The 22,559-nt window shown below is 63.3% G+C and carries 18 protein-coding genes and 1 pseudogene; 15 read left to right on the plus strand and 4 right to left on the minus strand.

The window, feature by feature from the left end; translation table 11 throughout:
• Positions 1 to 142: 142 nt before the first annotated feature.
• The 4 genes from IEW00_RS05920 (at position 143) to IEW00_RS05935 (ending at position 7,402) form a co-directional block, all read left to right on the plus strand.
• Complete coding sequence (locus tag IEW00_RS05920) at positions 143 to 1,429, plus strand: NAD(P)/FAD-dependent oxidoreductase (RefSeq protein WP_188513455.1); 1,287 nt, start codon at positions 143 to 145, stop codon at positions 1,427 to 1,429.
• A gap of 179 nt (positions 1,430 to 1,608) precedes the next feature.
• Positions 1,609 to 2,763: an efflux RND transporter periplasmic adaptor subunit gene (locus tag IEW00_RS05925; RefSeq protein ID WP_373282590.1), complete on the plus strand. Its 1,155-nt coding sequence runs from the start codon at positions 1,609 to 1,611 to the stop codon at positions 2,761 to 2,763.
• A gap of 8 nt (positions 2,764 to 2,771) precedes the next feature.
• Positions 2,772 to 5,963 carry a multidrug efflux RND transporter permease subunit gene (locus tag IEW00_RS05930; protein WP_188513456.1) on the plus strand — a complete coding sequence of 1,064 codons (3,192 nt, stop codon included), beginning with the start codon at positions 2,772 to 2,774 and terminating at the stop codon, positions 5,961 to 5,963.
• A complete protein-coding gene (locus IEW00_RS05935; RefSeq protein WP_188513457.1) occupies positions 5,960 to 7,402 on the plus strand; it encodes an efflux transporter outer membrane subunit in 1,443 nt (480 codons plus the stop codon). Before IEW00_RS05930 ends, IEW00_RS05935 begins: the two co-directional genes overlap by 4 nt.
• Positions 7,403 to 7,871: 469 nt before the next feature.
• Here the strand turns inward: IEW00_RS05935 and IEW00_RS05940 are convergent.
• Positions 7,872 to 9,593: pseudogene (locus IEW00_RS05940) on the minus strand (DEAD/DEAH box helicase); the annotation flags it as partial.
• Positions 9,594 to 9,765: 172 nt separating this feature from the next.
• Positions 9,766 to 10,311, minus strand: coding sequence for a cytochrome b (locus IEW00_RS05945; RefSeq protein WP_188513459.1), 546 nt, complete (start codon positions 10,309 to 10,311; stop codon positions 9,766 to 9,768).
• 227 nt (positions 10,312 to 10,538) lie between these two features.
• Between IEW00_RS05945 and IEW00_RS05950 the strand changes: the two genes are divergently transcribed.
• Positions 10,539 to 10,925 carry a tudor domain-containing protein gene (locus IEW00_RS05950; RefSeq protein ID WP_188513460.1) on the plus strand — a complete coding sequence of 129 codons (387 nt, stop codon included), beginning with the start codon at positions 10,539 to 10,541 and terminating at the stop codon, positions 10,923 to 10,925.
• Positions 10,926 to 10,944: 19 nt separating this feature from the next.
• Here the strand turns inward: IEW00_RS05950 and IEW00_RS05955 are convergent, their stop codons facing one another.
• Positions 10,945 to 12,132, minus strand: coding sequence for a BaiN/RdsA family NAD(P)/FAD-dependent oxidoreductase (locus tag IEW00_RS05955; protein WP_188513461.1), 1,188 nt, complete (start codon positions 12,130 to 12,132; stop codon positions 10,945 to 10,947).
• Between the two features lie 186 nt (positions 12,133 to 12,318).
• Positions 12,319 to 13,056, minus strand: coding sequence for a RadC family protein (gene radC, locus IEW00_RS05960; RefSeq protein ID WP_229736842.1), 738 nt, complete (start codon positions 13,054 to 13,056; stop codon positions 12,319 to 12,321).
• A 119-nt stretch (positions 13,057 to 13,175) separates the two neighbouring features.
• Here radC and IEW00_RS17715 point away from each other — a divergent pair, with 119 nt between their 5' ends.
• From IEW00_RS17715 to recO, 10 genes are all read left to right on the plus strand, one after another.
• Positions 13,176 to 16,385 (plus strand): intermembrane phospholipid transport protein YdbH family protein, encoded by a 3,210-nt coding sequence (locus tag IEW00_RS17715; RefSeq protein WP_188513462.1) that lies wholly within the window; start codon positions 13,176 to 13,178, stop codon positions 16,383 to 16,385.
• A gap of 20 nt (positions 16,386 to 16,405) precedes the next feature.
• A complete protein-coding gene (locus IEW00_RS05970) occupies positions 16,406 to 16,585 on the plus strand; it encodes a YnbE family lipoprotein (protein ID WP_229736843.1) in 180 nt (59 codons plus the stop codon).
• Positions 16,585 to 16,965 (plus strand): YdbL family probable chaperone protein, encoded by a 381-nt coding sequence (locus IEW00_RS05975; RefSeq protein ID WP_188513464.1) that lies wholly within the window; start codon positions 16,585 to 16,587, stop codon positions 16,963 to 16,965. Before IEW00_RS05970 ends, IEW00_RS05975 begins: the two co-directional genes overlap by 1 nt.
• 206 nt (positions 16,966 to 17,171) lie before the next feature.
• Positions 17,172 to 17,531, plus strand: a complete 360-nt coding sequence (locus tag IEW00_RS05980; RefSeq protein WP_188513465.1) for an AtpZ/AtpI family protein — start codon at positions 17,172 to 17,174, stop codon at positions 17,529 to 17,531.
• Positions 17,532 to 17,546: 15 nt separating this feature from the next.
• Positions 17,547 to 18,332, plus strand: a complete 786-nt coding sequence (locus tag IEW00_RS05985) for a F0F1 ATP synthase subunit A (RefSeq protein ID WP_188513466.1) — start codon at positions 17,547 to 17,549, stop codon at positions 18,330 to 18,332.
• Positions 18,333 to 18,386: 54 nt separating this feature from the next.
• Positions 18,387 to 18,614: a F0F1 ATP synthase subunit C gene (locus IEW00_RS05990; RefSeq protein WP_188513467.1), complete on the plus strand. Its 228-nt coding sequence runs from the start codon at positions 18,387 to 18,389 to the stop codon at positions 18,612 to 18,614.
• A gap of 72 nt (positions 18,615 to 18,686) precedes the next feature.
• Positions 18,687 to 19,181, plus strand: a complete 495-nt coding sequence (locus IEW00_RS05995) for a F0F1 ATP synthase subunit B family protein (RefSeq protein ID WP_188513468.1) — start codon at positions 18,687 to 18,689, stop codon at positions 19,179 to 19,181.
• A complete protein-coding gene (locus tag IEW00_RS06000; RefSeq protein ID WP_188513469.1) occupies positions 19,174 to 19,725 on the plus strand; it encodes a F0F1 ATP synthase subunit B family protein in 552 nt (183 codons plus the stop codon). Before IEW00_RS05995 ends, IEW00_RS06000 begins: the two co-directional genes overlap by 8 nt.
• 100 nt (positions 19,726 to 19,825) lie before the next feature.
• On the plus strand, positions 19,826 to 21,769 hold the full coding sequence (gene uvrC / locus IEW00_RS06005; RefSeq protein WP_188513470.1) for an excinuclease ABC subunit UvrC: 1,944 nt from the start codon (positions 19,826 to 19,828) through the stop codon (positions 21,767 to 21,769).
• A 6-nt stretch (positions 21,770 to 21,775) separates the two neighbouring features.
• Entirely contained in the window at positions 21,776 to 22,510 is a 735-nt protein-coding gene (gene recO, locus IEW00_RS06010; protein ID WP_188513471.1) for a DNA repair protein RecO, read from the plus strand.
• The last annotated feature ends 49 nt before the right edge of the window (positions 22,511 to 22,559 follow it).

Raw genomic sequence — 22,559 nt, forward strand, 5'->3', positions numbered from 1 at the left:
GGCGTGCACGGCGCGATAGTGCCGGTGCAGGCCGCGCGCTATAGTTGGCGTATCGGTCCCGGTCAAACCAAAATGTGCGCAACCGCAGCAATGAACGGTTTGCACAGCGTCCAGGGTTGTCTTCCGCAGCGTCAACCGGCAAATGGCTGGCATCGTCGTGGCAGCAAAGGCCATAATCAAGGAGACGGACGCGGTGCAGGAAAGCTATGACATTGTCATCGTAGGGGCAGGCCATGCCGGCGCCCAGGCCGCGATCTGCCTGCGCCAGATGGGGTTTGCTGGCACGATTGCGCTGATCGGCGATGAGCAGTTTCCGCCATATGAGCGTCCTCCTTTGTCGAAGGAATATCTGGCAGGCGACAAGCCCTTCGAACGAATCCTGCTTCGTCCTGAAGCATTCTGGGGCGAGCGCCAGGTCGATATGCAGCTCGGCAAGCGTGTTACTGCCGTCGATCCCGCGGCCAAGCTGCTCACAATCAGCGGCGGCGCGCAAACCAGCTATGGCCAGTTGATCTGGGCGACCGGGGGCACCCCGCGGATGATGGATTGCAAGGGCAGCAACGCGCGCAATGTGTTTGCGGTGCGTACCCGCGCTGATGTCGACCGCATCATGGCTCGGCTGGCAACCACGCAGAGCGTTGCGATCATCGGTGGCGGCTATATCGGTCTCGAGGCTGCAGCCGTGATGCGCAAGCTGGGCAAGCAGGTGACGCTGATCGAGGCGCTCGACCGCGTGCTGTCGCGGGTGGCGGGCCCGTCGCTCTCGGCGTTCTTCGAAAAAGAGCACCGCGATCAAGGTGTCGATCTGCGGACCGGTTATACCGTCGACCACATCGAGACCGACGAGGCCGGACATGCCGTAGCGGTGCGCTGCGGCAATGGCGATAGCATCGCTGCGGACATGGTGATCATAGGCATCGGCATCATCGCGCAAACCGGCCCGCTGATCGCAGCGGGCGCTGCGGGGGGCAACGGGGTCGATGTCGATGAGTTCTGCCGAACCAGCCTGCCCGATATCTACGCGATCGGCGATTGCGCCGCGCATGCCAACCCTTTCGCCAATGATCGCGTGATCCGGCTCGAGTCGGTCCAGAATGCCAATGATCAGGCCAAGGTCGCTGCCAGTCACATCGTCGGCAATGCACAGGCCTATCACGCGATCCCGTGGTTCTGGTCGAACCAGTATGATCTCAGGCTGCAGACGGTGGGGCTTTCGCTCGATTACGATCAGGAGCTGGTGCGCGGCGATCCTGCCTCCCGCAGCTTCTCGGTGATCTATCTGCGGGCGGGCAAGGTGATCGCGCTCGACTGCGTCAATGCCACAAAGGATTACGTCCAGGGCCGCAAGGCGGTGACTGACGGCATTCCGCTCGATCTGGAGGAACTGGCAAATCCGGCGATCCCGATCAAGGAAGTCAGCCACGCCTGACGAATCGGGCGTCACAGGCTGGCGGCGGGCAATCGGTTGGTCGCGAATATTGATGCGTGGCCCAAAACCGGCTTGCCCTTACAGGGGGTTAACGCATAGTGTCAGGCTTGCATCGTATACGGTGTCCCCAATTCTGCGAGTTAGTCATTCCCTCTTCCGTTCGCCAGACACGAACGATCGTGCAACGCTATGCCCTGACGGGCCTGGCAACGATCCTGCTTGCCAGCTGCTCTGGCGCAGCCGAGGACGAAGGACGTGAACGACCCGTTCCCGAAGTTGGATTCGTTTCGGTCCAGGCCAGTTCGGTCCCGGTCTCGGTGGAGCTCGCCGGGCGGGTCGCAGCCTTCGAGATGTCCGAGGTCCGTCCGCAGGTGACAGGGATTGTCCGTCGCCGGCTGTTTACCGAAGGCGCGCTGGTTCGCGCAGGGCAGACGCTCTACGAAATCGATCCTCGGCTGTATCGCGCAGCAACGGCAGAGGCGTCTGCCAATCTCAACAGCGCCATCGCCAATGCCGAGGCAACCCGAATCCGCGCCGAGCGCTTGAAGCCGCTGGCCGAGGCGCAGGCGGTCTCGCTGCAGGAATATACCGATGCCGTCGCGGCCTCGCGCCAGGCCGCTGCTGCGGTGGCGCAAAGCCGAGCGCAGGTCCAGACCGCTGACGTCAACCTGCAGTTCACCCGTGTTCCTGCGCCGATCACCGGGCGCATCGGTCGTTCGCTGTTCACCGTCGGCGCGCTGGTCACCGGCAATCAGGCCGACCCGCTTGCGGTGATCCAGGGGGTCGATCCGGTGTTTGTCGATATCCAGCAGTCGAGCGCCGACCTTTTGTCGCTGCGGCGTTCGCTGGCGCTGGGGGGAACTGCCCCGGCCAGTGCCGAGGTATCGCTGATTCTGGAAGACGGCAGCGAATACGGCCCGCGCGGCGTCGTCCAGTTCTCTGAGGTCATGGTCAACGCTGCCACCGGCACGGTCACATTGCGCGCACGCTTTGCCAACCCGCAGAGCCTGCTGTTGCCCGGGATGTTCGTCCGGGCACGCTTTGACCAGGCGATCAACACCAACGCCATCCTGGTTCCGCAGGCCGCGCTCAGCCGCGATGCGCGCGGCCAGGCGACGGTGTACGTCGTCGATGCCCAGAACCGCGCGACAGAACGGCGTGTGACAGCAGACCGGGCGATCGATACCAATTGGGTCATCACAGAAGGGCTCAAACCCGGTGAGAAGGTAATCGTGCAGGGCCTGGCCAAGGTGCGGCCGAATGCGCCGGTTCGCGCGGTGCCTGCCAACAAGCCTCAGGTCATCGCACCGCCAACCCAGCCGAAGCGCGGCTGAGCGCGCCGATGTCGCGCATATTCATTGAACGGCCGATCTTTGCCTGGGTGCTGGCGATCATCACGATGCTCGCCGGGATCGGTGCGATCTATCTGTTGCCGATCGAACAATATCCTGATGTCGCGCCACCACAGGTCAACATTCGCGCGACTTTCCCGGGTGCGTCGGCCGATACGCTGGAAAACAGCGTCACGCAGATCATCGAGCAGCAGCTGACCGGGATCGATGGCTTGCTGTTTTTCAGCTCGAGCTCAAGCTCGCGCGGTCAGGTGACCATCTCTGCCACGTTCGAAAAGGGTATCGACCCCGATATTGCCCAGGTGCAGGTGCAAAACCAGGTCCAGCAGGCGCTGGTCCGGTTGCCGCAGCAGGTGCAGCAGCAAGGCCTACGGGTAACCAAGTCGAACCCCGATTTTCTCATGATCGTCGGTGTCTATGACGAGACCGATCGCAGCACCAACATCGATGTGTCGGACTTTCTGGTCACCAACCTGCAGGATACGCTGGCGCGGATCGAGGGAGTGGGTGAAACCAATGTTTTCGGGTCGCAATATGCGATGCGGATCTGGCTGGACCCCGACCGGCTCGCCTCGGTCGGGCTGATGCCGGGCGATGTCGTCACCGCGATCCGCAACCAGAATACCGAAGTTGCAGCAGGCGAGGTGGGCGGCCTGCCTCAGCCCGAAACCAACCAGCTCAACGCCACGGTCACATCGCAGTCGCGGATGCGGACGGTCGAGGAGTTCGAGGCAATCATCCTCAAATCCGAGCAGAGCGGCGCGCTGGTCCGACTGGCGGATGTGGCGAGGGTGGAACTGGGCGCGGAGAATTATTCCGCATCCAGCCGGATCAATGGCCATCCGGGCGCGGGGCTGGCCGTATCGTCCGCACCGGGGGCCGACGCGCTCGCCACCGCCGATCTAGTGAAGGAAGCGGTCGCGCGGGCGCAATCGACTTTCCCGCCGGGCTACAAGGTGGCCTATGCCAACGACACGACCGCGTTCATCCGCCTGTCGATCAGAGAAGTCATCGGCACGCTGATCGAAGCGATCATTCTTGTGGTGATCGTGATGTTCGTCTTCCTGCACAGCTGGCGCGCCACGTTGATCCCGACGATCGCGGTTCCGGTGACCTTGCTGGGAACCTTCGTTGTTTTCTTCATCTTCGACTTTTCGATCAACACGCTGACCTTGTTCGGGTTGGTGCTGGCGATCGGCATCCTGGTCGATGATGCGATCGTGGTGGTCGAGAATGTCGAGCGTCTGATGGAAGAAAATCCGGACATGACGCCCAAGGAAGCGACGATCCAGTCGATGGGCGAAATTCAGGTCGCGCTGGTCGCCATCGCTATTGTGCTATCGGCCGTGTTCCTGCCGATGGCGTTTTTTGGTGGATCGACCGGGGTGATCTACCGCCAGTTTTCGGTGACGATGATCTCGGCGATGATCCTGTCCACGCTGGTCGCGCTCATTCTGAGCCCGGCGCTGACGACCTCGCTGCTCCGGCAGAAGCACAAGGGGCATGATCAACCGCAAGGTTGGCTCGACCGGCGCTTTCCTGCTTTCACCGACAGGCTCGACCGGGCGCAGCGCTGGTTCAACAATGGCTTTGCACGCGGAACGGACAGGTACGTCGGTGCTATCGAAAAGATGGTCGATCGCAAGTGGCTGTTCCTCGCGATCTACGCGATCGTGCTGGTATTGCTCGCGGTCCTGTTCGTCCGCCTACCGACCAGCTTTCTGCCGACCGAGGACCAGGGCGCGGCGCGCGTCCAGTTCCGGCTGCCCGCAGGCGCGACCCAGGGGCGTACCCGTGAGGTGCAGTTGGCGATTGAAAAGTACATGCTCGAGCAGGAGCGCGACAACATCGCGGTGATGTTCAGCGTCGCGGGCGGCGGGCAGGGCGCGGCGGGTCAGAACACCGGCCAGGGTTTCGTCAACTTCGTCGACTGGTCGGAGCGCAAGGGCGCCGAGAACTCTGCGGACGGTATCGTCGAGCGCGCCGGCAAGGCGTTTTCGCAGTTTCGTGATGCACAGGTCAACGCACTGGTGCCAGCTGCCATCCGCGGCCTGGGCCAGACCAACGGATTCAGCCTGCAGCTGCAGAACACCAGCGGTATGAGCCGCGAGGAATTTGCCGACGCGCGCGACAAGCTGCTGGCGCTGGCCGAGGAAGACACGTTGCTGACCGGCGTGCGGTTGGGGGAGCTGCCCGATGTCGCAACGCTGCAGGTCGAAATTGACCAGCCCAAGCTGGCGGCGTTGGGTCTGAACCAGCAGGATGTGAATACCACTTTGTCGGCTGCGTGGGGTGGGCAGTATGTCAACGATTTCATCGATCGCGGGCGCGTAAAGCGTGTGTTCGTACAAGGTGATGCGCCCTATCGCGCGACGCCTGACGATCTGGCCGCCTGGTTCGTGCGGGGGTCGGGAGGTCAGATGGCACCGTTCTCGGCCTTTTCGCGCTCCAGTTGGTCGACCACACCGACAACCTTGTCGCGCTTCCAGGGCTATCCCAGCTTTCAGTTCGAAGGGCAGGCGGTTCCGGGCCAGAGCTCAGGCGCCGCGATGGACCGTATCGAGGAGCTGGCAGGGCAGATCCCCGGGGTCAGCGTGGCCTGGTCAGGTTTGTCGTTCCAGGAACGGCTGTCGTCTGGTCAGGCGCCGCTCCTTTACGGTCTGTCGCTGCTGGTCGTGTTCCTGTGCCTTGCCGCGCTCTATGAAAGCTGGAGTGTTCCGGTGGCGGTGATGCTGATCATTCCGCTGGGACTGGTCGGCGCGATCTTTGCGGTGACATTGCGTGGACTCGAGAACGATGTGTACCTTCAGATCGGCCTGCTGACCACGATGGGGCTGTCCGCCAAAAACGCGATTTTGGTGATCGAGTTTGCCGAGCGCGCCGAACGGCAGGGCGCGCGGGTGATCGATGCCGCGCTGCAGGCAGCACGGCTTCGCCTGCGGCCGATCTTGATGACCAGCCTCGCGTTCATCTTTGGCGTGCTGCCGCTTGCGCTGTCGAGCGGAGCAGGGGCCAACAGCCGCATCGCCATCGGTACATCGGTGATCGGCGGGATGCTGACCGCGACGGTGCTGGCGATCTTCTTCATCCCATTGTTCTTCGTGCTGGTCCGTCGCACAACCCGCGACACTTTGAAAAAGCTGCACACGAGCGAGGCCAAGCCGACTGAGGGCGCGGCATGAGGTTGGCTCCGCTGATCGCTGCAGCCGTGCTGTCGGGGTGTTCGATGGCACCAAAATATGTGCAGCCCGATCTGCCGGTTCCGGCATCATGGCCGGTGGGCGATGCTTATCTGGCGCAAAGCGAGGCGGCGCTTCCCGTGCTTTCGTATCGCGATGTGTTCGTCGATCCGCGACTGGCACAGGTGATCGATCAGGGGCTTGCCAACAATCGCGACCTGCGGATTGCCGCCGCCAACATCGCAGCCACCCGCGCACAGTACCGTATCCAGCTGGCAAACCAGTTGCCTCAGATTGGCCTGGGTGCGGGCGGCACGCGGTTCGACAACGGCAGCGCAAACCAGAACCGCAACCAGAATATCGATATCGGCAACAACCCTGCTGCAAGCCGATCGAACGCCGGCAACCGCTACACTGCCGATGTCAGCACCACCGCGTTCGAGGTTGATCTTTTCGGGCGGCTGCAATCGCTTTCAGACGCTGCGCTCAACCGTTATTTCGCCACCGAGGCCGCAGCGCGTGCCACGCGGTTGACGTTGATCGGCGATATCGCCGATGCCTGGCTGACCTACGCCGCAGACAGCTCACTGCTCAGGCTCGCCGAAGACACAGCTGCCAATGCGCGCGAGCAGGTCAAGCTGACCCGCTTGCGGCTCGATGGCGGCATCGCCCCGCGCACCGATCTTCGCCAGGCCGAACAGATCCTCGCGACGGCAGAGGCGGATATCGCACAGCAGACCACCTTGCTGGCGCAGGATGCCAACGCGCTCCAGCTGCTCGTCGGCGCTCCGGTCGACGTAGCCTTGTTGCCGCAATCGATCGCCGACGCGCGCGATGCGGTGACGACATTGCCCGCCGGGCTCGATTCGACAATTCTGTTACGCCGGCCCGACGTGATGCAGGCCGAGTTCGACCTGCGCGCTGCCAACGCAGAGATCGGTGCGGCGCGCGCGGCCTTGTTCCCGCGAATATCGCTGACCGGGCTTGCGGGCCTTGCCAGCAACGCGCTCTCGACGCTGTTTACCGGCGCGGCGTTCAACTATTCGGTGGGAGCGAATGTGCAGTATTCGCTGTTTGCCGGAGGCGCGGCGCAGGCCGGGGTCGCACAGACCCAGGCGCAGCGCGATGCAGCTATCGCGGGCTACGAAGGCGCGATCCAGGCAGCGTTTCGTGACGTCGCCGATGCGCTTGCGCGGCGTGGTACGATTACCGAACAGCTGCGCGCCAACGGCAACTTCGTGGATGCAGCGGCGGACAGCTTCCGGTTGACCGATATGCGCTATCGTGGCGGTCTGGACTCGTTCCTGACCAGCCTCGATGCACAACGCTCGCTCTATACGGCGCAGCGCACGTTGCTGAACACGCAACTGGTCGAGGCGAGCAACCGCGTTACGCTGTATCGCTCGCTGGGCGGCGAGGCGGTCACCAATCCCGCGCAATAAGCCGCTGTTTTCCGGCGAAAGCCGGAATCCAGGGCGTCTGCCGAGCCATATCGCCCCTGGACTCCGGCTTTCGCCGGAGAACAAGGTTGCTACTTAAGACGACATATCAGCCCTTGGGGCGCTTGGGGCCACCCGTGCGGGGCTTGGCGTCGAAGCGGGGCTTGCCTTCGGGGCGCGGACGGCTGTCGCCGCGCGGGGCGAAGGGCTTGCCGCCGCCCGGGCCACCCGAACGCGGACCATCGCTGCGGGGGCCATCACCACGCGGGCCGCGGGGCTTGTCCGCGAACGAGGCCCGATCGGCGTTGGTCTTCTTGTCGCCATAGGGCTTTTTATCACCAAACGATTTGTTGTCGCCGAAGGGCTTCTTGTCACCGAAAGCGCGCGGCTCGCCATAAGGCTTGCGGTCGCCCGAGGGCTTGCGGTCACCAAAGGGCTTTTTGTCGCCGAACGGCTTCTTTTCGCCAAAGGCCTTGGCTTCGTAGCGCGGCTTGAGAGGGCCTGCGTTGCCCTTGCCCTTATAGCCCGAACCCGAGCCACTGCGGCCCTCGGTGCGGCGCGGCGGGCCCGAGCGGCTGTGGCCCTGCGGCGGTCCATCGGCGCGGGCGATCACGAGGCTGCCCTCGTCACCATCATCGCCGCCAGCGGTGCGCTCGACCGCTTCGGTAAAGCGTTCGGCCACGGCGCGGGGAACCTCGAAATGGCTGATTTCATCGCCGAGGCGGATCGCACCGATTTCGCTGCGGGTGATATGGCCACGACGGCAGAGCAGGGGAAGCAGCCAGCGCGGATCGGCATTCTGGCGGCGTCCGATATTCATGGTGAACCACACCGTGTCCTCGAACCCGGCGCGAGGGCCGGTTTCGCGCGGCGGCGGCGACGCATCGGCATCGAGCAACTCTTCGGGCAAGGGCATCTGCGCACGGTGCGCCTGAACCAGCATGATCGCGATGTCTTCTGCGGTGCGTTCGCCCAGCAGCTTTTCAGCCAGCGTACGATCGGCCTCGTCGGCCTCGACCGGTGCGCGCAATTTGTCGAGCAGGCGGTCGTGGTCGGCGCGGCGGATGTCATCAGCCGAAGGGGCGTTGATCCACTGTGCGTTGATGTTCGCTCCGCGGAGCATCGATTCGAGGCGACGGCGACGCGGATAGGGCACGATCATCAGCGCGGTGCCCTTCTTGCCCGCACGACCGGTACGGCCCGAACGGTGCTTGAGGGTGTCCATGTCGCGCGGCAGCTCGACGTGGATGACCAGCGACAGGCTGGGCAGATCGATCCCGCGTGCGGCGACATCGGTGGCGACGCAGACGCGTGCGCGGCGGTCGCGCAGCGCCTGCAGCGCCGAATTGCGCTCGGACTGGCTGTGTTCACCCGAAAGCGCCACGGCAGAAAAGCCGCGCTCGATCAGGCTGGCATGGAGATGGCGGACGTTGTCGCGGGTCGCGCAGAACAGCATCGCGGTTTCGGCTTCGTGCAGACGCAGCAGATTGACCACCGAGTTCTCGATATCGGCAGGCGCTACGGTGACCGCGAGATATTCGATATCGCCATGGCCGCGATCAGCGCCCACGGTCGAGATGCGGTGCGCATCGCGCTGGTAACGCTTGGCCAGCGCCACGATCGGCTGCGGCATCGTGGCCGAGAACAGCATGGTGCGGCGGCCATCGGGGGTCGCGTCGAGGATTTCCTCGAGATCTTCGCGAAAGCCCATGTCGAGCATTTCGTCGGCTTCATCGAGCACTGCAACCTTGAGGCCAGACAGGTCGAGTGCGCCGCGTTCGAGGTGGTCACGCAGGCGACCCGGCGTACCGACGACGATCTGTGCACCCTGCGAAAGCGTGCGGCGTTCCTTCGAGGCATCCATGCCGCCAACGCAGGTCGCGATGCGCGCGCCTGCGGGGCCATAGAGCCAGATGAATTCACGGCTGACCTGCAGGGCAAGTTCGCGGGTCGGGGCGATGATCAATGTCTGCGGGGTGTGGCCCGGGGCGATGCGTCCGTCTTCGCCGATCAGGTCGGACGCCATGGCGAGGCCGAATGCAACGGTCTTGCCCGATCCGGTCTGGGCAGAAACGACCAGGTCGCGGCCGAGCGCTTCGGGAGCGATCACGGCCTGCTGAACGGGCGTGAGCGTGTCATAGCCGTGCGCGTCGAGCGCGTCCGACAGGATGGCGGGAACAGTATCAAATGGCATGGCTTATCAATTCGTCTTGAAGATGCGAAGGTTCCGCGTCTTCAGGCGAAACCGCGCGCGACACAAAAACGGGCGTCGCTGCAAGCGGCTGCGCGTAGCGGAATGTGTGCAATTGCACAATGATAATCGGTCCCCATTCGGTCTGCGTTGTCCTGGCGCATCAATAGCCTGCTCAAGACCGGGCCGGAAGCATCCGGAAAAGCAGGCCGTCCTTCAGCCAGAAGTGGTGCGCCAGCGATGCGGCGGCATGTGCGCCGATCAACCAGAAGGCGATGGTACCACCCCATTGATGGGCCCATTTGATCTGCGATGCGAGGGGAGCGTTTTCGGCAATCAGTGCTGGCAGGGTCAGCCCGTAAAAGGGGATCGAGTCGCCATCGGCGCTGAGCAGGGCCCAGCCTGCCAGCGGCATCACGATCATCACGGCGTAGAGCGCGATGTGCACGGCTTTGGCCGAAAGGGTGCGCCAGGTCGGGCCATACATCGCGGCGGGAGATGGGGTCAGCGCGCGCGCTGCAATCCGCACCCACACCAGCACGAACACTGTCAGGCCCAAGGTGTAATGCCAGGACTTGAACCACTCGCGGGTGTCGCTGCCCTTGGGATAATATTCGCGAAGCTCCATCGCCGCGAAAACGCCTGCGATCAGCGCGAGCATGAGCCAGTGGAGAATGATCGAAACAGAGCTGTAGCGTGTGGTTCGAGAATTGACGGCCATGGCTGGCTCCTTCGCACGCCATATATTCGAGAGGGCGGGCAATGGCGTTGATGCAGATCAATTCGATGACGTGGATGCAGTCGCTGGCAGATTTGTTTGACCCGCGCTGTGCGGGGTGTCAGATTCGATTTCGCAGTCTGGTGGATCCGTTGGAACACAAGCCCTTCGGTTCGCTCGCCAGACGATACGGGTCGCGCTCGCTATCGATCTTCTGAGGGGAGAACATCATGACGCTACGCAAATCGATTATCGCGGCCGCATTTGCGGTGGCAACGGGCCTGTCTTCAACCGCTGCGGTGGCGCAGGACGTCGGCGACTGGGTGCTGTCGCCCTGGCGCGGCAGCAGCGAGTTCTATCCCGGCGTGATCGAATCGCGCAGCGGATCGGTGATCACAGTCCGCTTCGATGATGGTGACATTGAAACGCGTCAGGCCGATACGGTCGTCCCGTTTGACTGGCAGGCCGGTAGCCGTATTTCGTGCGCGTGGAGCGATGGCAAGTGGTACAAGGCCACGATTCGGTCGATCGCTGCCGACGGGTTTACCATGCAGATCCGCTATGATGACGACGGCACGATCGAGGATACCAACACCGGGCGCTGCCGCACGCGCTGATCGTTTCGATGGCCTGGTGTCAGATGGCGAGCCCGGCGGCGTGGCCGCTGGCCCAGGCCCATTGGAAGTTATAGCCACCCAGCCAGCCGGTGACATCGACCGCCTCTCCGATCGCATACAGCCCGGGCACCTTGCGCGCCTCCATCGTCTGCGATGACAGGCCGTCGGTGCTGATGCCGCCTGCGGTGACCTCGGCCTTGGCATAGCCTTCGGTGCCGTTGGGGTGGAAGGTCCAAGCACCAAGCTGACGTTCGGCTTCGGCCAGAACCTTGTCACTTTGATCGGCGAGGCGCTTGTCGCCTGTCAGCCGTTCGGCGAGCGTAGCCGCCAGCCGGTCGGGCAGAAGGCCGCCCAGCGTGCTGCGCAACGTCGCGCGGGGCTGGCTGCGCTTGGCCTCGGTCAGCCAGCCTGCGTGCGTATCGGGAAGGAAGTTGACCGCGACCGGGTCGCCATGCCGCCAATAGCTCGATATCTGCAGGATTGCAGGGCCGGAAAGCCCCTTGTGGGTGAACAGTGCCGCCTCGCGAAACGCGGTCTTACCAGCGCGGACGATCACCTCGGTGGCGACACCCGAAAGCGAACGGAACAGGGTTTCTTCACCTCCCAGCGTCAGCGGGACGAGCGCGGGGCGCGGTTCGACCACCTTAAGTCCGAACTGCCGGGCCAAATCATAGGCAAAGCCGGTTGCGCCCATCTTGGGGATCGAGGGGCCACCGGTGGCGATCACGAGCGCCGAAGCGGATGCGGTCTTCGTGCCATAGGTGACACGATAGGTGCCATCGGCATGGGTGACCTCCGCGATCGGCTGGCCCAGCGCGATTTGCACGCCGCCCTTGTTGCATTCCTCGAGCAGCATCGCGACGATCTGCTTGGCCGAGCCATCGCAGAACAATTGCCCCAGCGTCTTTTCATGCCACGCGATACCATAGCCATCGACCAGGGCGATGAAATCCTGCGGGCTGTAGCGGCCCAGCGCAGACTTGGCGAAATGCGGGTTGGCGCTGATGTAACGATCGGGCAGGGTATTCACATTGGTGAAATTGCACCGCCCGCCGCCCGAGATCAGGATCTTCTTACCCACCGCATCGGCGTGATCAATCAGCAGCACCCTGCGCCCGCGCTGCCCCGCGATCGCCGCGCAGAACAGGCCTGCAGCGCCGGCGCCAAGGATGATCGCGTCGTAGGGGGTGGGGGCGGGGGAGACCATGGCGCGGGTGTATGGCGCGCGGGCAATGGTGAGTCGAGAAAATCCTCCCCGGCACGGGGAGGGGGACCATCCGCAGGGTGGTGGAGGGGAGGCGGCCGGGTGCATTTCATGCAGGCCAGTACAATCTCGCTTCCCCTCCACCACTTCGTGGTCCCCCTCCCCCATTGGGGGAGGATTTCAAGAAGGTCACATCAGCCCCATCGACCGCATGCTCGAATGGCCGTCGAGCCCGATGATCACATGATCGTGCACGTCGATCCCCAGCCGCTTGCCCGCTTCGATGATCTCGCGCGTGATCTGGATGTCCTGTTTGCTGGGTTGGGGATTGCCGCTGGGGTGGTTGTGGACGAGGATCAGGGATGTCGCGCCGAGGTCCAGCGCGCGCTTGATCACCTGGCGGGTGTAGATCGCCGCCTGATCGACCGAGCCTTCGGACATGTTGTCGTCGCTGATCAGCATGTTCTTGGCGTTCAAGAACAGCACCCGCACCCGCTCGCGGGTCAGGTGCGCCATGTCGAGCCGGAGGTAATCGAGCAAAGCCTGCCAGCTCGACAGGATCGGCTGGCGGCGCACCGGTTCGCTGACCAGTCGTGTTGCTGCCACCTGCACGATCTTGAGCGCAGCCGCGCTGGTCTCGCCCATGCCCGGGATTGCGCGCAGCGAATCACCATCGGCGGTCAGCACGCCTGCAAGCCCGCCGAAATGGTCGATCAATTGCTTGGCTAGCTGCTTGGTGTCGCGGCGTGGTATCGCGAGCGCCAGCAGATACTCAATGATTTCATGATCATGCAATCCGGTTCCGTCACCGTTCAGCAAACGCTGCCTAAGCCGGGAGCGATGGCCCGCGCCATGATGGCCGCCTGCCGCCGCATCGGTGGCTTCGGCATCGGCCAGCAAGGGCAGCACGGGCGACGAGGAGGGCATGGTTTGAGGTTAATCTGTCGCCTGTCGCCGGGCAAACGCTTTGTCCCCATCTTCCCCACTGCTGCGCCTTTTCATTGCCGCCGTTGCAACCTCACGCGATGCAGCGCATTCAGGGCAGGATGAGCGACGCCGACACCGAAGCCGAAGCGATCCCGCCCGACCGCAAGGTGCGGGCGTGGCAAGGGACGGCATGGCCTTTGAAGGCCGCGCTGTATGGCATCGCGCTGCTAGGGCTGGTCGGCCTGATCGCCTGGACTCAGCGCGAGGATATCGCGCGCAACCTGATCGGTGCCGAGCTCGAGCGGCAGGGCGTGGCTGCTACCTACGAAATCGAATCGATCGGCGTCGGACAGCAGGTGGTGCGCAACCTCGTGCTGGGCGATCCCAAGCGACCCGATGCGACGATCGAACGGATGACGATCGATATCAGCGGCGGGCTTTTCGGGCTCACGATCGATAGCGCAACGATTGAAGGGCTGCGTGCTTTCGGGCGGTGGGAGAACGACCGCATCAGCTTCGGCAGCCTCGACAAACTGATCTACACCGACAGCACCGAGCCGTTCAGTCTGCCACGTCTGGACCTCACGCTGCGCGATGCGCGGGTCAAGATCGACAGCCCCTATGGCGCGGTGGGCGTCAAGGCGGACGGCAGCGGCGACCTGCGCGGCGGGTTCAAGGGCTCGCTGGCGGCTGTTGGCGAGCAGGTGACGTACGCCGGGTGTACGCTCGTCAATCCCAGCCTGTATGGCGCGGTCAGCATCACCCGGCAGCGGCCTGCGTTTTCCGGCCCGGTTCGGTTTGATTCGATGGCGTGCCATGCCGGTAATCTGAATATTGCGCGGTCATCATTGGCATTGCGCGCCGGAGCCAACGCCGCGCTCGACCGGGTCAGCGGATCACTGATGCCGGCGGCAGGCGCGATACGGGTCGGCGGGTTTGGCGCAACGGGACTCAGCGGCAAAATCGATTTCGCAGCGACATCCCAGCAGGTGGATGCCGATGTCGATCTCGCACTGGGTGATCCGGAGGCAACAGGCATCGGCTTTGCGACGATGGATGCCAAGGGCGAGGCGGTGCTGCGGATCGGCGGCGCGGCTCCGGGTTGGTCGTTTGACGGAAGCGCGGAAGGCAGCAGGCTGACGGTCGACCGCGCACGGCTCTCCGGTCTGGACGACGCGGTCAAAGCCAGCGCCAGTCTGCCGATCGGGCCATTGGTCGCGCGGATGGTTGCAGCGGCCCGCCGCGCGCTGCCGGGCTCCGATCTGGCGCTCGACCTGCAGGCGCGGGGCGGCGGCGAATCGCTGGCGTTCACGATCCCGCGGTTGTCGCTCACCAGTGCACGCGGTGACCGGATCATAGGCGGCAACAGTCTCACGTTCCGGCAGAATGGCGAAGCAGTTCAGGTCGCGGGCAACATTGCCACCGGGGGCGACGGGTTGCCGCGTGCGCAGCTGCGTATCGTGCCGCGCGGGCAGGGGGCTTATGCGCTGCGGGTCAGCATGGACGATTACACTGCGGGCGGAGCCTCGTTGGCCTTGCCCGAGCTTTCCGCGCTGTGGAACGGACACGGCGCTGCAACCTTCAGCGGACGAGCGTTGCTCTCGGGTCCGATCCCGGGCGGGTCGGTGCGTGGGTTGGCGCTGCCTCTCCAAGGACGGTGGACCGACGGAGCGGGGTTTGCGCTGTATGATGGCTGCCAGACGCTTCGTTTCGACCGGCTGCAGCTGGCCAGCCTGACTGCCGAGCGGCAGGCGCTGAGCCTGTGTCCGGTGCGGGGTCAGCCGATGCTGCGTCAGGGACCGAGGGGGCTTCAGCTGGTAGCCCGGCTGGGAGGGGCCACCCGCCTGCAGGGGCGGCTTGGGTCGTCACAGATGCAGTTGGCGGTCGGCGCGATGCAGCTCGATTTTCCGGGGGCAGCCAGACTGTCCGATGTCGATCTGGTGATCGGCAACCTCGAATCGGGCACGCACATCAAGGCCGGGGATTTAAGCGTCGATCTGGGACAGACCCTGTCCGGACGCTATGCCGATGCCGAAGCGACCATAGGGGTTGTTCCGCTTCTGCTGACGCGGGGCAGCGGCAGCTGGAGCTTTGCCGATTCGGTGCTCGGCGTTTCCGGCGACGAATGGCTGCTGCGCGACCGGCAGGTGCCCGCGCGCTTCCAGCCCCTGGTCAGCACCGATATGCGGCTGACGCTCGCCGACAGCCGCATATCGGTGACCGGCACGCTCGACGAACCGCAGACGGCGCGCGATGTGGTGCGCGTCGAAATCGCGCATGATCTGGGGTCGGTCATCGGGTATGCCGATCTGTTCGTCGATCGGCTGACGTTCGATGATCAGCTCCAGCCCGAGATGGTGAGCAACATCGTGCTGGGCATCATCGCCAACACACAGGGCAGCGTGGCAGGCACCGGTCGGATCGACTGGTCCGCCCAAGGTGTCACCTCCAGCACCGGACGCTTCCGCACCGATTCGCTCGATTTCGCAGCGGCCTTCGGACCGGTGCGCGGGCTGTCGGGTGATATCGTGTTCAGCGATCTGCTGGGAATGCAGACCGGGCCGGGGCAGGTGGTGCGGCTGGCGGAGGTCAACCCGGGTTTCGCGGTTGCCGATGGGACGATTCGCTACCGGCTTCTGCCCGATTTCCGGATGCAAGTCGGAGGCGGCGAATGGCCGTTTGCCGGTGGCAGGCTGCTGCTCGAGCCCGGCACGATCGATCTGGTCAGTGAACAGCCCCGTACTCTCGTGTTCCGGGTCGACCGCGTGGATGCTGCGCAATTCCTTGCCGGTTTCGATTTCGAGAACATCAACGCCACCGGGCACTTTGCCGGTACGATCCCGATCATCTTCGACAAGGATGGCGGGCATGTCCGTGGCGGCAGGCTCGAGGTGATCGAGGATGGCGGGACGCTCGCCTATGTTGGTGAGCTGACTTATGAAGACCTGGGCACCATGGCCAACTTCGCGTTCAACGCCTTACGATCGTTGCGCTATCAGTATCTGATCATCGAGATGGATGGCGATTTGGCGGGCGAAGTAGTGACCAGGATCAGGTTCGACGGTCTCAGCCAGGGCGAGGGTGCTTCCCGCAATATCCTCACCCGCCAGGTCGAAAAGCTGCCGCTGCAGTTCAACGTGACGATCAGCGCACCGTTTCTGCAGCTGATCACCTCGGCGCGGTCGCTGTATGATACGCAATATGTCACTGACCCGGCGCTGCTCGGGCTGTTGCCCGGCCAAGCCAACAATCCGAATGGAATCGGTGTGGGCACGACATCACCAATTAACGCGGGTATTCAGCCCCCAGACAGCGAGGATCGTCCATGAAGGGGACAACGAGGATAGCGATGATGAGAAAACCGGCGATCCTGTTGGCAGCGGTTGGGGCGCTTGGCGGATGCGTGACGGTATCGGCACCCGACAAGCCGATCGTGATCAATCTCAACATCAATATCAAGCAAGAGGTCGTCTACCGGCTCGATGGCAAGGCCAAGGCAGTAATCGACGAGAATGCGGAGATTTTCTGATGAACAGGGCTTTTTTCAAATCCGGTGTGGCGGCGTTTGTCGCGCTTGGCCTGGCTATGCCGGCACTGGCGCAGCGTGACCCCGCCTATGAAGCGGCGCGCGAGAATGGATCGATCGGTGAAAAGCCCGATGGCTATCTGGGCATTGTCAGCGGCGGTGATGGCCAGTTGCAGAAGCTGGTCAGTGATATCAATCTCAAGCGCAAACAGGTGTACACCAACCGCGCTTCGGCAGAAGGTTCGACGGTCGAACAGTTCGCCTTCACCGCAGGGTGCAACACCATATCCCGCACCAGGCCGGGCGAGAAATACCAGGCGCCCGATGGCAGCTGGAAGACTCGCGATGGCGGCGCACCGGTGCGCGATGCACGCTGCCCCTGACGGCGGCGCGCTGATCTGATCGTTCACCAGCCCGGATTTTGGCGGAAAATCCGGACTTCGTCATGCGCCATTGCGCAGCGCAGCATGGCCATTGACTTGCCAGGCCTCCCTTTCTAAACGGGCCGCGCCTTGGCGGGTCCGCTCGCCGCTTTTTGCGCGCTTCCGGATATCGTTGCCTGTGGCACGATCTGCAGGGAAGTGCGCACATGGCGGAGAACGAATCTGGGCAAGACCCTTTCGACGTGGATGAGCGGATCGATCACATCGGTGACCGGCTTCGCGACATCGAACGAAAAGAGCAGGCCGACGCGAGTGGAAAGTCGGGCACAGTCGATAAAAATTATCGACTAGGCAACCGAGTACTCGCTGATCTGCTGGGAGGACTTGCAGGTGGATTGTTGTTTGGCTGGCTGTTTGATCGCTGGCTCGGCACTTCGCCCTGGCTCCTGATCACGTTCCTCATCTTGGGGATATTCGTGGCCTTCAGGAATATCATCAGAGCTTCAAACGCATATTCGGCGGGGCTGGAACGTCAGCAGCCTCCGCAGGATACGCATAAAGATTAACCGAAGAGGTCAGTTGTGGCAGCCGAGGCAGGCAAAATCGACCCCATGCATCAGTTCGAGATCGCCCCTGTGTTCCAGGGTGGATTCGATCTGGCAGGCCAGACCATCACCTTCACCAATAGCGCCCTTTGGATGCTGTTGACGCTGGTGGCTTTGTGGGTGTTCATGCTTGGCGGCATGAAGCGCGAACTGGTGCCCGGTCGTTGGCAGCTGATGGTGGAAAGCTGCGCCGATTTCATCGACAACATGTTGCTTTCGAACGTGGGGCAGGAAGGGCGTAAATACACGCCTTATGTGTTTTCGCTGTTCATGTTCATCCTGTTTGCCAATATCCTGGGACTGTTGCCCATCGGCGTGCTTGGCGGACATCCGTTTACCGTCACCAGCCATTTGACCGTGACCGGTATTCTCGCGCTGCTCAGCTTTGGCATCGTACTTGTCGTCGGGTTCACCCGGCACGGTCTTCACTTCTTCTCACTGTTCATCCCGCACGGCACGCCGCTACCGATGATTCCGTTCATCTTCGTGGTCGAACTGCTCTCGTTCCTGGTGCGGCCGTTCAGCCTCGGCTTGCGTCTGTTCGTGGCGATGACCGCAGGACACATCCTGCTCAAGGTGCTTGCGGGTTTCGTCATCAACTCGTCAAACGCCGGGGTCGGCTATGGCCTGATGGTCGGCCTGCCCAGCCTGACGCTCATGGTTGGCATCAGCGCGCTTGAACTGCTGGTCGCTGCTGTACAGGCCTATGTTTTCGCGCTGTTGACGTCGTTGTACATCAATGATGCGGTGAACCTGCATTAATCAGTTGTCTCAGTTTAATTTTAGCCTCGATTTGGATATTTAAGGAGTATTATCATGGAAGCAGATGCCGCAAGAATGATTGGTGCCGGTCTGGCTGCAGTGGGCGCCGGTATTGCTGCTCTCGGCGTGGGTAACGTGTTCGCATCGTTTCTCGAAGGCGCGTTGCGCAATCCCGCTGCTGCCGATGGCCAGCAGGGTCGTCTGTTCATCGGCTTTGCCGCTGCCGAGCTTCTCGGCCTGCTGGCATTCGTCGTGGCGATGATCCTGATCTTCGTCGCCTGATTGGTGGCCGGAGCCGGCTGGTTATGGTCGGCTCCACCACACCCAACTCTCTGAACCACGGATAGCAGACCCATGCCCCAGATCGACCAGGTCATGTCCACCTATGGATCACAGCTGTTCTGGCTGGTGATCACGTTCGGGCTGATTTATTTCGTCATTGGGCGTTCGATGCTGCCGAAGGTTCAGGGTACCATCGACCTGCGCCGGAGTAAGGTTTCAGCTGATATCGCTGCTGCCAAGGCTGCTCATGCCCGGGCCGACGAGATCGAAGAAAGTTATCGCGAAGCCCAGGCCCGTGCCCGCGATGCGGCACTTGCCGTGACTGCGGAAGCGAAGGCGACAGGCGCACGCGAATCCGAGATCAAGGTAAAGCAGGCCGATGCCGGTATCGCCGCGCATCTAGCCGAAGCCGAAGCCGCGATTGCGGCACAACAGGCTTCTGCCCTCACAGAAATTGAGGCCGTTGCAGTCGAAGCGGCGCAGGATATCGTCGCCAAGTTGACCCCGGTGAAGGTTACCAAGCCGCAGGTCAATCGCGCCGTCAAGGGAGCGCTGGCCAATGCTTGATCTCGTCATTCTGGCATCGGAAGCAGGGGAATACGTCGATCCTTCGGTCGGCGGATTCAATCTGCTGAACGGAACGTTTTTCGTTTCGGTGGCGATGCTGATCCTCATCGGTATCGTCCTGTACAAGAAGGTTCCGGCGATTATCGGTGCCTCGCTCGATCGCAAGATCGCCAGCATCAAGGCGGAGCTTGACCAAGCTCACGCACTGCGTGCCGACGCCGAAAAGTTGCGCGCCGAGTACGAAGCCAAGTTGGCTGCAGCAACGCAGGAAGCTGCTGACATGAATGACCGTGCCGAGGCTGATGCTGAAGCAATCCTGGCAAAAGCGCGTACCGACGCAGAAAACCTGATCGTGCGTCGTCAGAAGATGGCAACCGACAAGATTGCTGCGGCCGAGCGCGCTGCGATCGCTGAAATCCGGAGCAAGGTCGCGCTGGCCGCAACCGGTGCCGCCGCCTCGCTGATCGCCGAGAATCACAATGCGGACGCGGACAAGTCGCTGGTCGATCAGACCGTGGCTCAACTTGGCGCGCGTCTGAACTGACGCGCTTCCCTTCTCCCCATCGAGGGAGAAGGTTTGCCGACAGGGGGAGGGCAAGTGGCCCATTGACCTGCCACCATCCTGACGCCACATCACGCGCACCATGGCAGGCCGTCCCGCTCACCCCAATGACAGCAATCCGCGCGCACCCGACCGCTTCCTCGAGGATGCGGCGACATTCAGCGTGCGCGGTGCCGATACGCCCGATCTGGACACCGGGATCGCTGCGATCCGCAACACGCTGAAATCGCTGCCGACGCGACCCGGGGTCTACCGGATGATCGATGCGCGCGGCGACGTGCTGTATGTCGGCAAGGCGCGGATGCTGAAGAACCGGGTGACCAATTACACCCAGGTCGACAAATTGCCGCGCCGCCTGCAGCGGATGGTGTCGCTGACACGGTCGATGATGATCGTCACCACCAACAGCGAGGCTGAGGCGCTGCTCCTCGAGGCACAGCTGATCAAGCGCTATCGTCCGGCGTACAATGTGTTGCTGCGCGACGACAAGAGCTTTCCCTATATACTGCTGCGCGAGGACCACGACTTCCCGCGCATGTCCAAATATCGCGGTGCGCAGAAATACAAGGGCCAGTATTTCGGACCGTTCGCCAGCGCCGGATCGGTGACCAGCACGCTCAATTCGCTGCAGAAACTGTTCCTGCTGCGCTCGTGCTCGGACAGCTTCTTCGCCAACCGCTCGCGACCATGCCTGTTGTACCAGATCAAGCGTTGCTCGGCGCCGTGCGTCGACCGGATCAGCAAGCCCGATTATGCCGCGCTGGTTGGCGATGCGCGCGCGTTCCTCACCGGCAAGTCCACCGATGTGCAGGCGCGGCTCGGCGCGCGGATGGAAGCGGCGGCGCAGGCGCTCGATTTCGAGAGCGCGGCGGCGTATCGCGACCGATTGAAGGCACTGACCTTTATCCAGGGCAGCCAGGCGGTCAACGCGCAGGGTATCGCCGATGCCGATGTGTTCGCGATGGCGAGCCAGGGTGGCACCGTCTGCATCCAGGCGTTCTTCATCCGCGCAGGGCAGAACTGGGGCCATCGCAGTTTTTTCCCCGCGCATGTCCAGGAGCTCGACGAGGCCGAGATCCTCACTAGCTTCCTGATGCAGTTCTATCAGGACATGCCGCCGCCGCGGCTGATCCTTACCGATCGTACGCCTTTCGAATGCGATCTGGTGGTCGAGGCACTGTCGGCCAACATGACGCACAAGCTCGAGCTGCTGGTCCCGCAGCGCGGCGAGCGCAAGCGGCTGATCGAACAGGCGCAGCGTAATGCGCTGGAAGAGTTGCAGCGCCGCGTCGCCGAGAGCGCGAGCCAGGCGAAGTACCTCGCCGAGATGGCCGATCTTTTCGGGCTCGACGGCCCACCCGACCGGATCGAGGTTTACGACAACAGCCATATCCAGGGCACCAATGCACTAGGTGCAATGGTCGTGGCGGGGCCCGAGGGTTTCCGCAAGGCGGCGTACCGCAAGTTCAACATCAAGCGCGCCGACACCGTGCCCGGCGATGACTATGCGATGATGCGCGAGGTGTTCGAACGGCGGTTTGCGCGCGCGCAGACCGACGATCCCGATCGCAGCGGCGGCGACTGGCCCGATCTGGTGCTGGTCGATGGCGGCAAGGGGCAGTTGAAAGCCGCCATGGAGGCTTTGGCGGTGCTGGGCATCGACGATGTCGCCTTGGTCGGCGTCGCCAAGGGCCCCGACCGCAATGCGGGCCGCGAGACCTTCTTCATGCCCGACGGCAAGGAGTTCACGCTGCCGACCAACAGCCCGGTATTGTTCTACCTCCAGCGGCTGCGCGACGAGGCCCACCGCTTCGCGATCGGCGCGCACCGCAGCAAGCGTAAGAAGGCGATGACCACCAGCCCGCTCGATGAAGTGCCCGGCATCGGCCCGGCGCGCAAACGCGCGCTGCTGATGCACTTTGGCACCGCCAAGGCGGTGCGCAGCGCAAGCCTGCAGGATCTGCAAAAGGCCCCCGGCGTGTCCAAGGCTATGGCGCAGTTGGTCTATGATTTCTTCCGGGGCTAGCTGAGCTTGCCCGTCATCCGCACCCCCGCTATCGTCTGCACGGTGCGCAAGCATGGGGAGCATGGGGCGGTGGCGCGGCTGTTTACGCCCGAGCATGGCCTGCAGGTGGGCTATGTGCAGGGGGGACGATCGACCGCGATGCGGCCTGTGCTGCTGCCGGCGAATCTCGTGACGGCGGAGCTGCGCAGTCGGTCGCCTGACCAGCTTGCGAGCCTGACGGTCGAGCTCTCGACAAGCCGCGCGCCTTATTATGCCGAGCCACTGGCGGCGGCGGCGTTTGAGTGGGTGACGCTGCTGACGGCGACGGTTGCCCCCGATGACCAGCCGTTCCCCCGGCTCTATGCGGCGCTGGCGGCGTTGCTCGAGCTGGTGTGCGTTGCCCCATCCGCGCGGTGGTGGGCGCGGGCGATGGTGCAGTATGAGGCGCTGCTGCTCGCCGAACTTGGGTTCGGGCTCGATCTCGAACGCTGCGCGGTCACGGGCGAGCGCAAGGATCTGGCCTATGTCAGCCCGCGCACCGGGCGCGCAGTGTCCCTGCACGCCGCAGGGGTCTATGCCGAAAAGCTGCTGCCCTTGCCTGCGTTCCTGACAAGTGATGCCGAGCCCGATTGGGAGCAGCTGCTCCAAGGCTTTGCGCTCACCGGGCACTTCATCGAGCGCCAGTTCTTCGCCGAACGCCGCGCCGATCCGCTGGCGGCGCGGGTGATGATGATCGACCGGCTCAAGCGGATCGCAGGCTGAAACTTCCTCGCTCTCGCAAAACAATGTTGCTTGAACGCGCCACCGGACG

The organism is Blastomonas aquatica (assembly GCF_014639875.1).
GTDB classification, from domain to species: Bacteria; Pseudomonadota; Alphaproteobacteria; order Sphingomonadales; family Sphingomonadaceae; genus Blastomonas; species Blastomonas aquatica.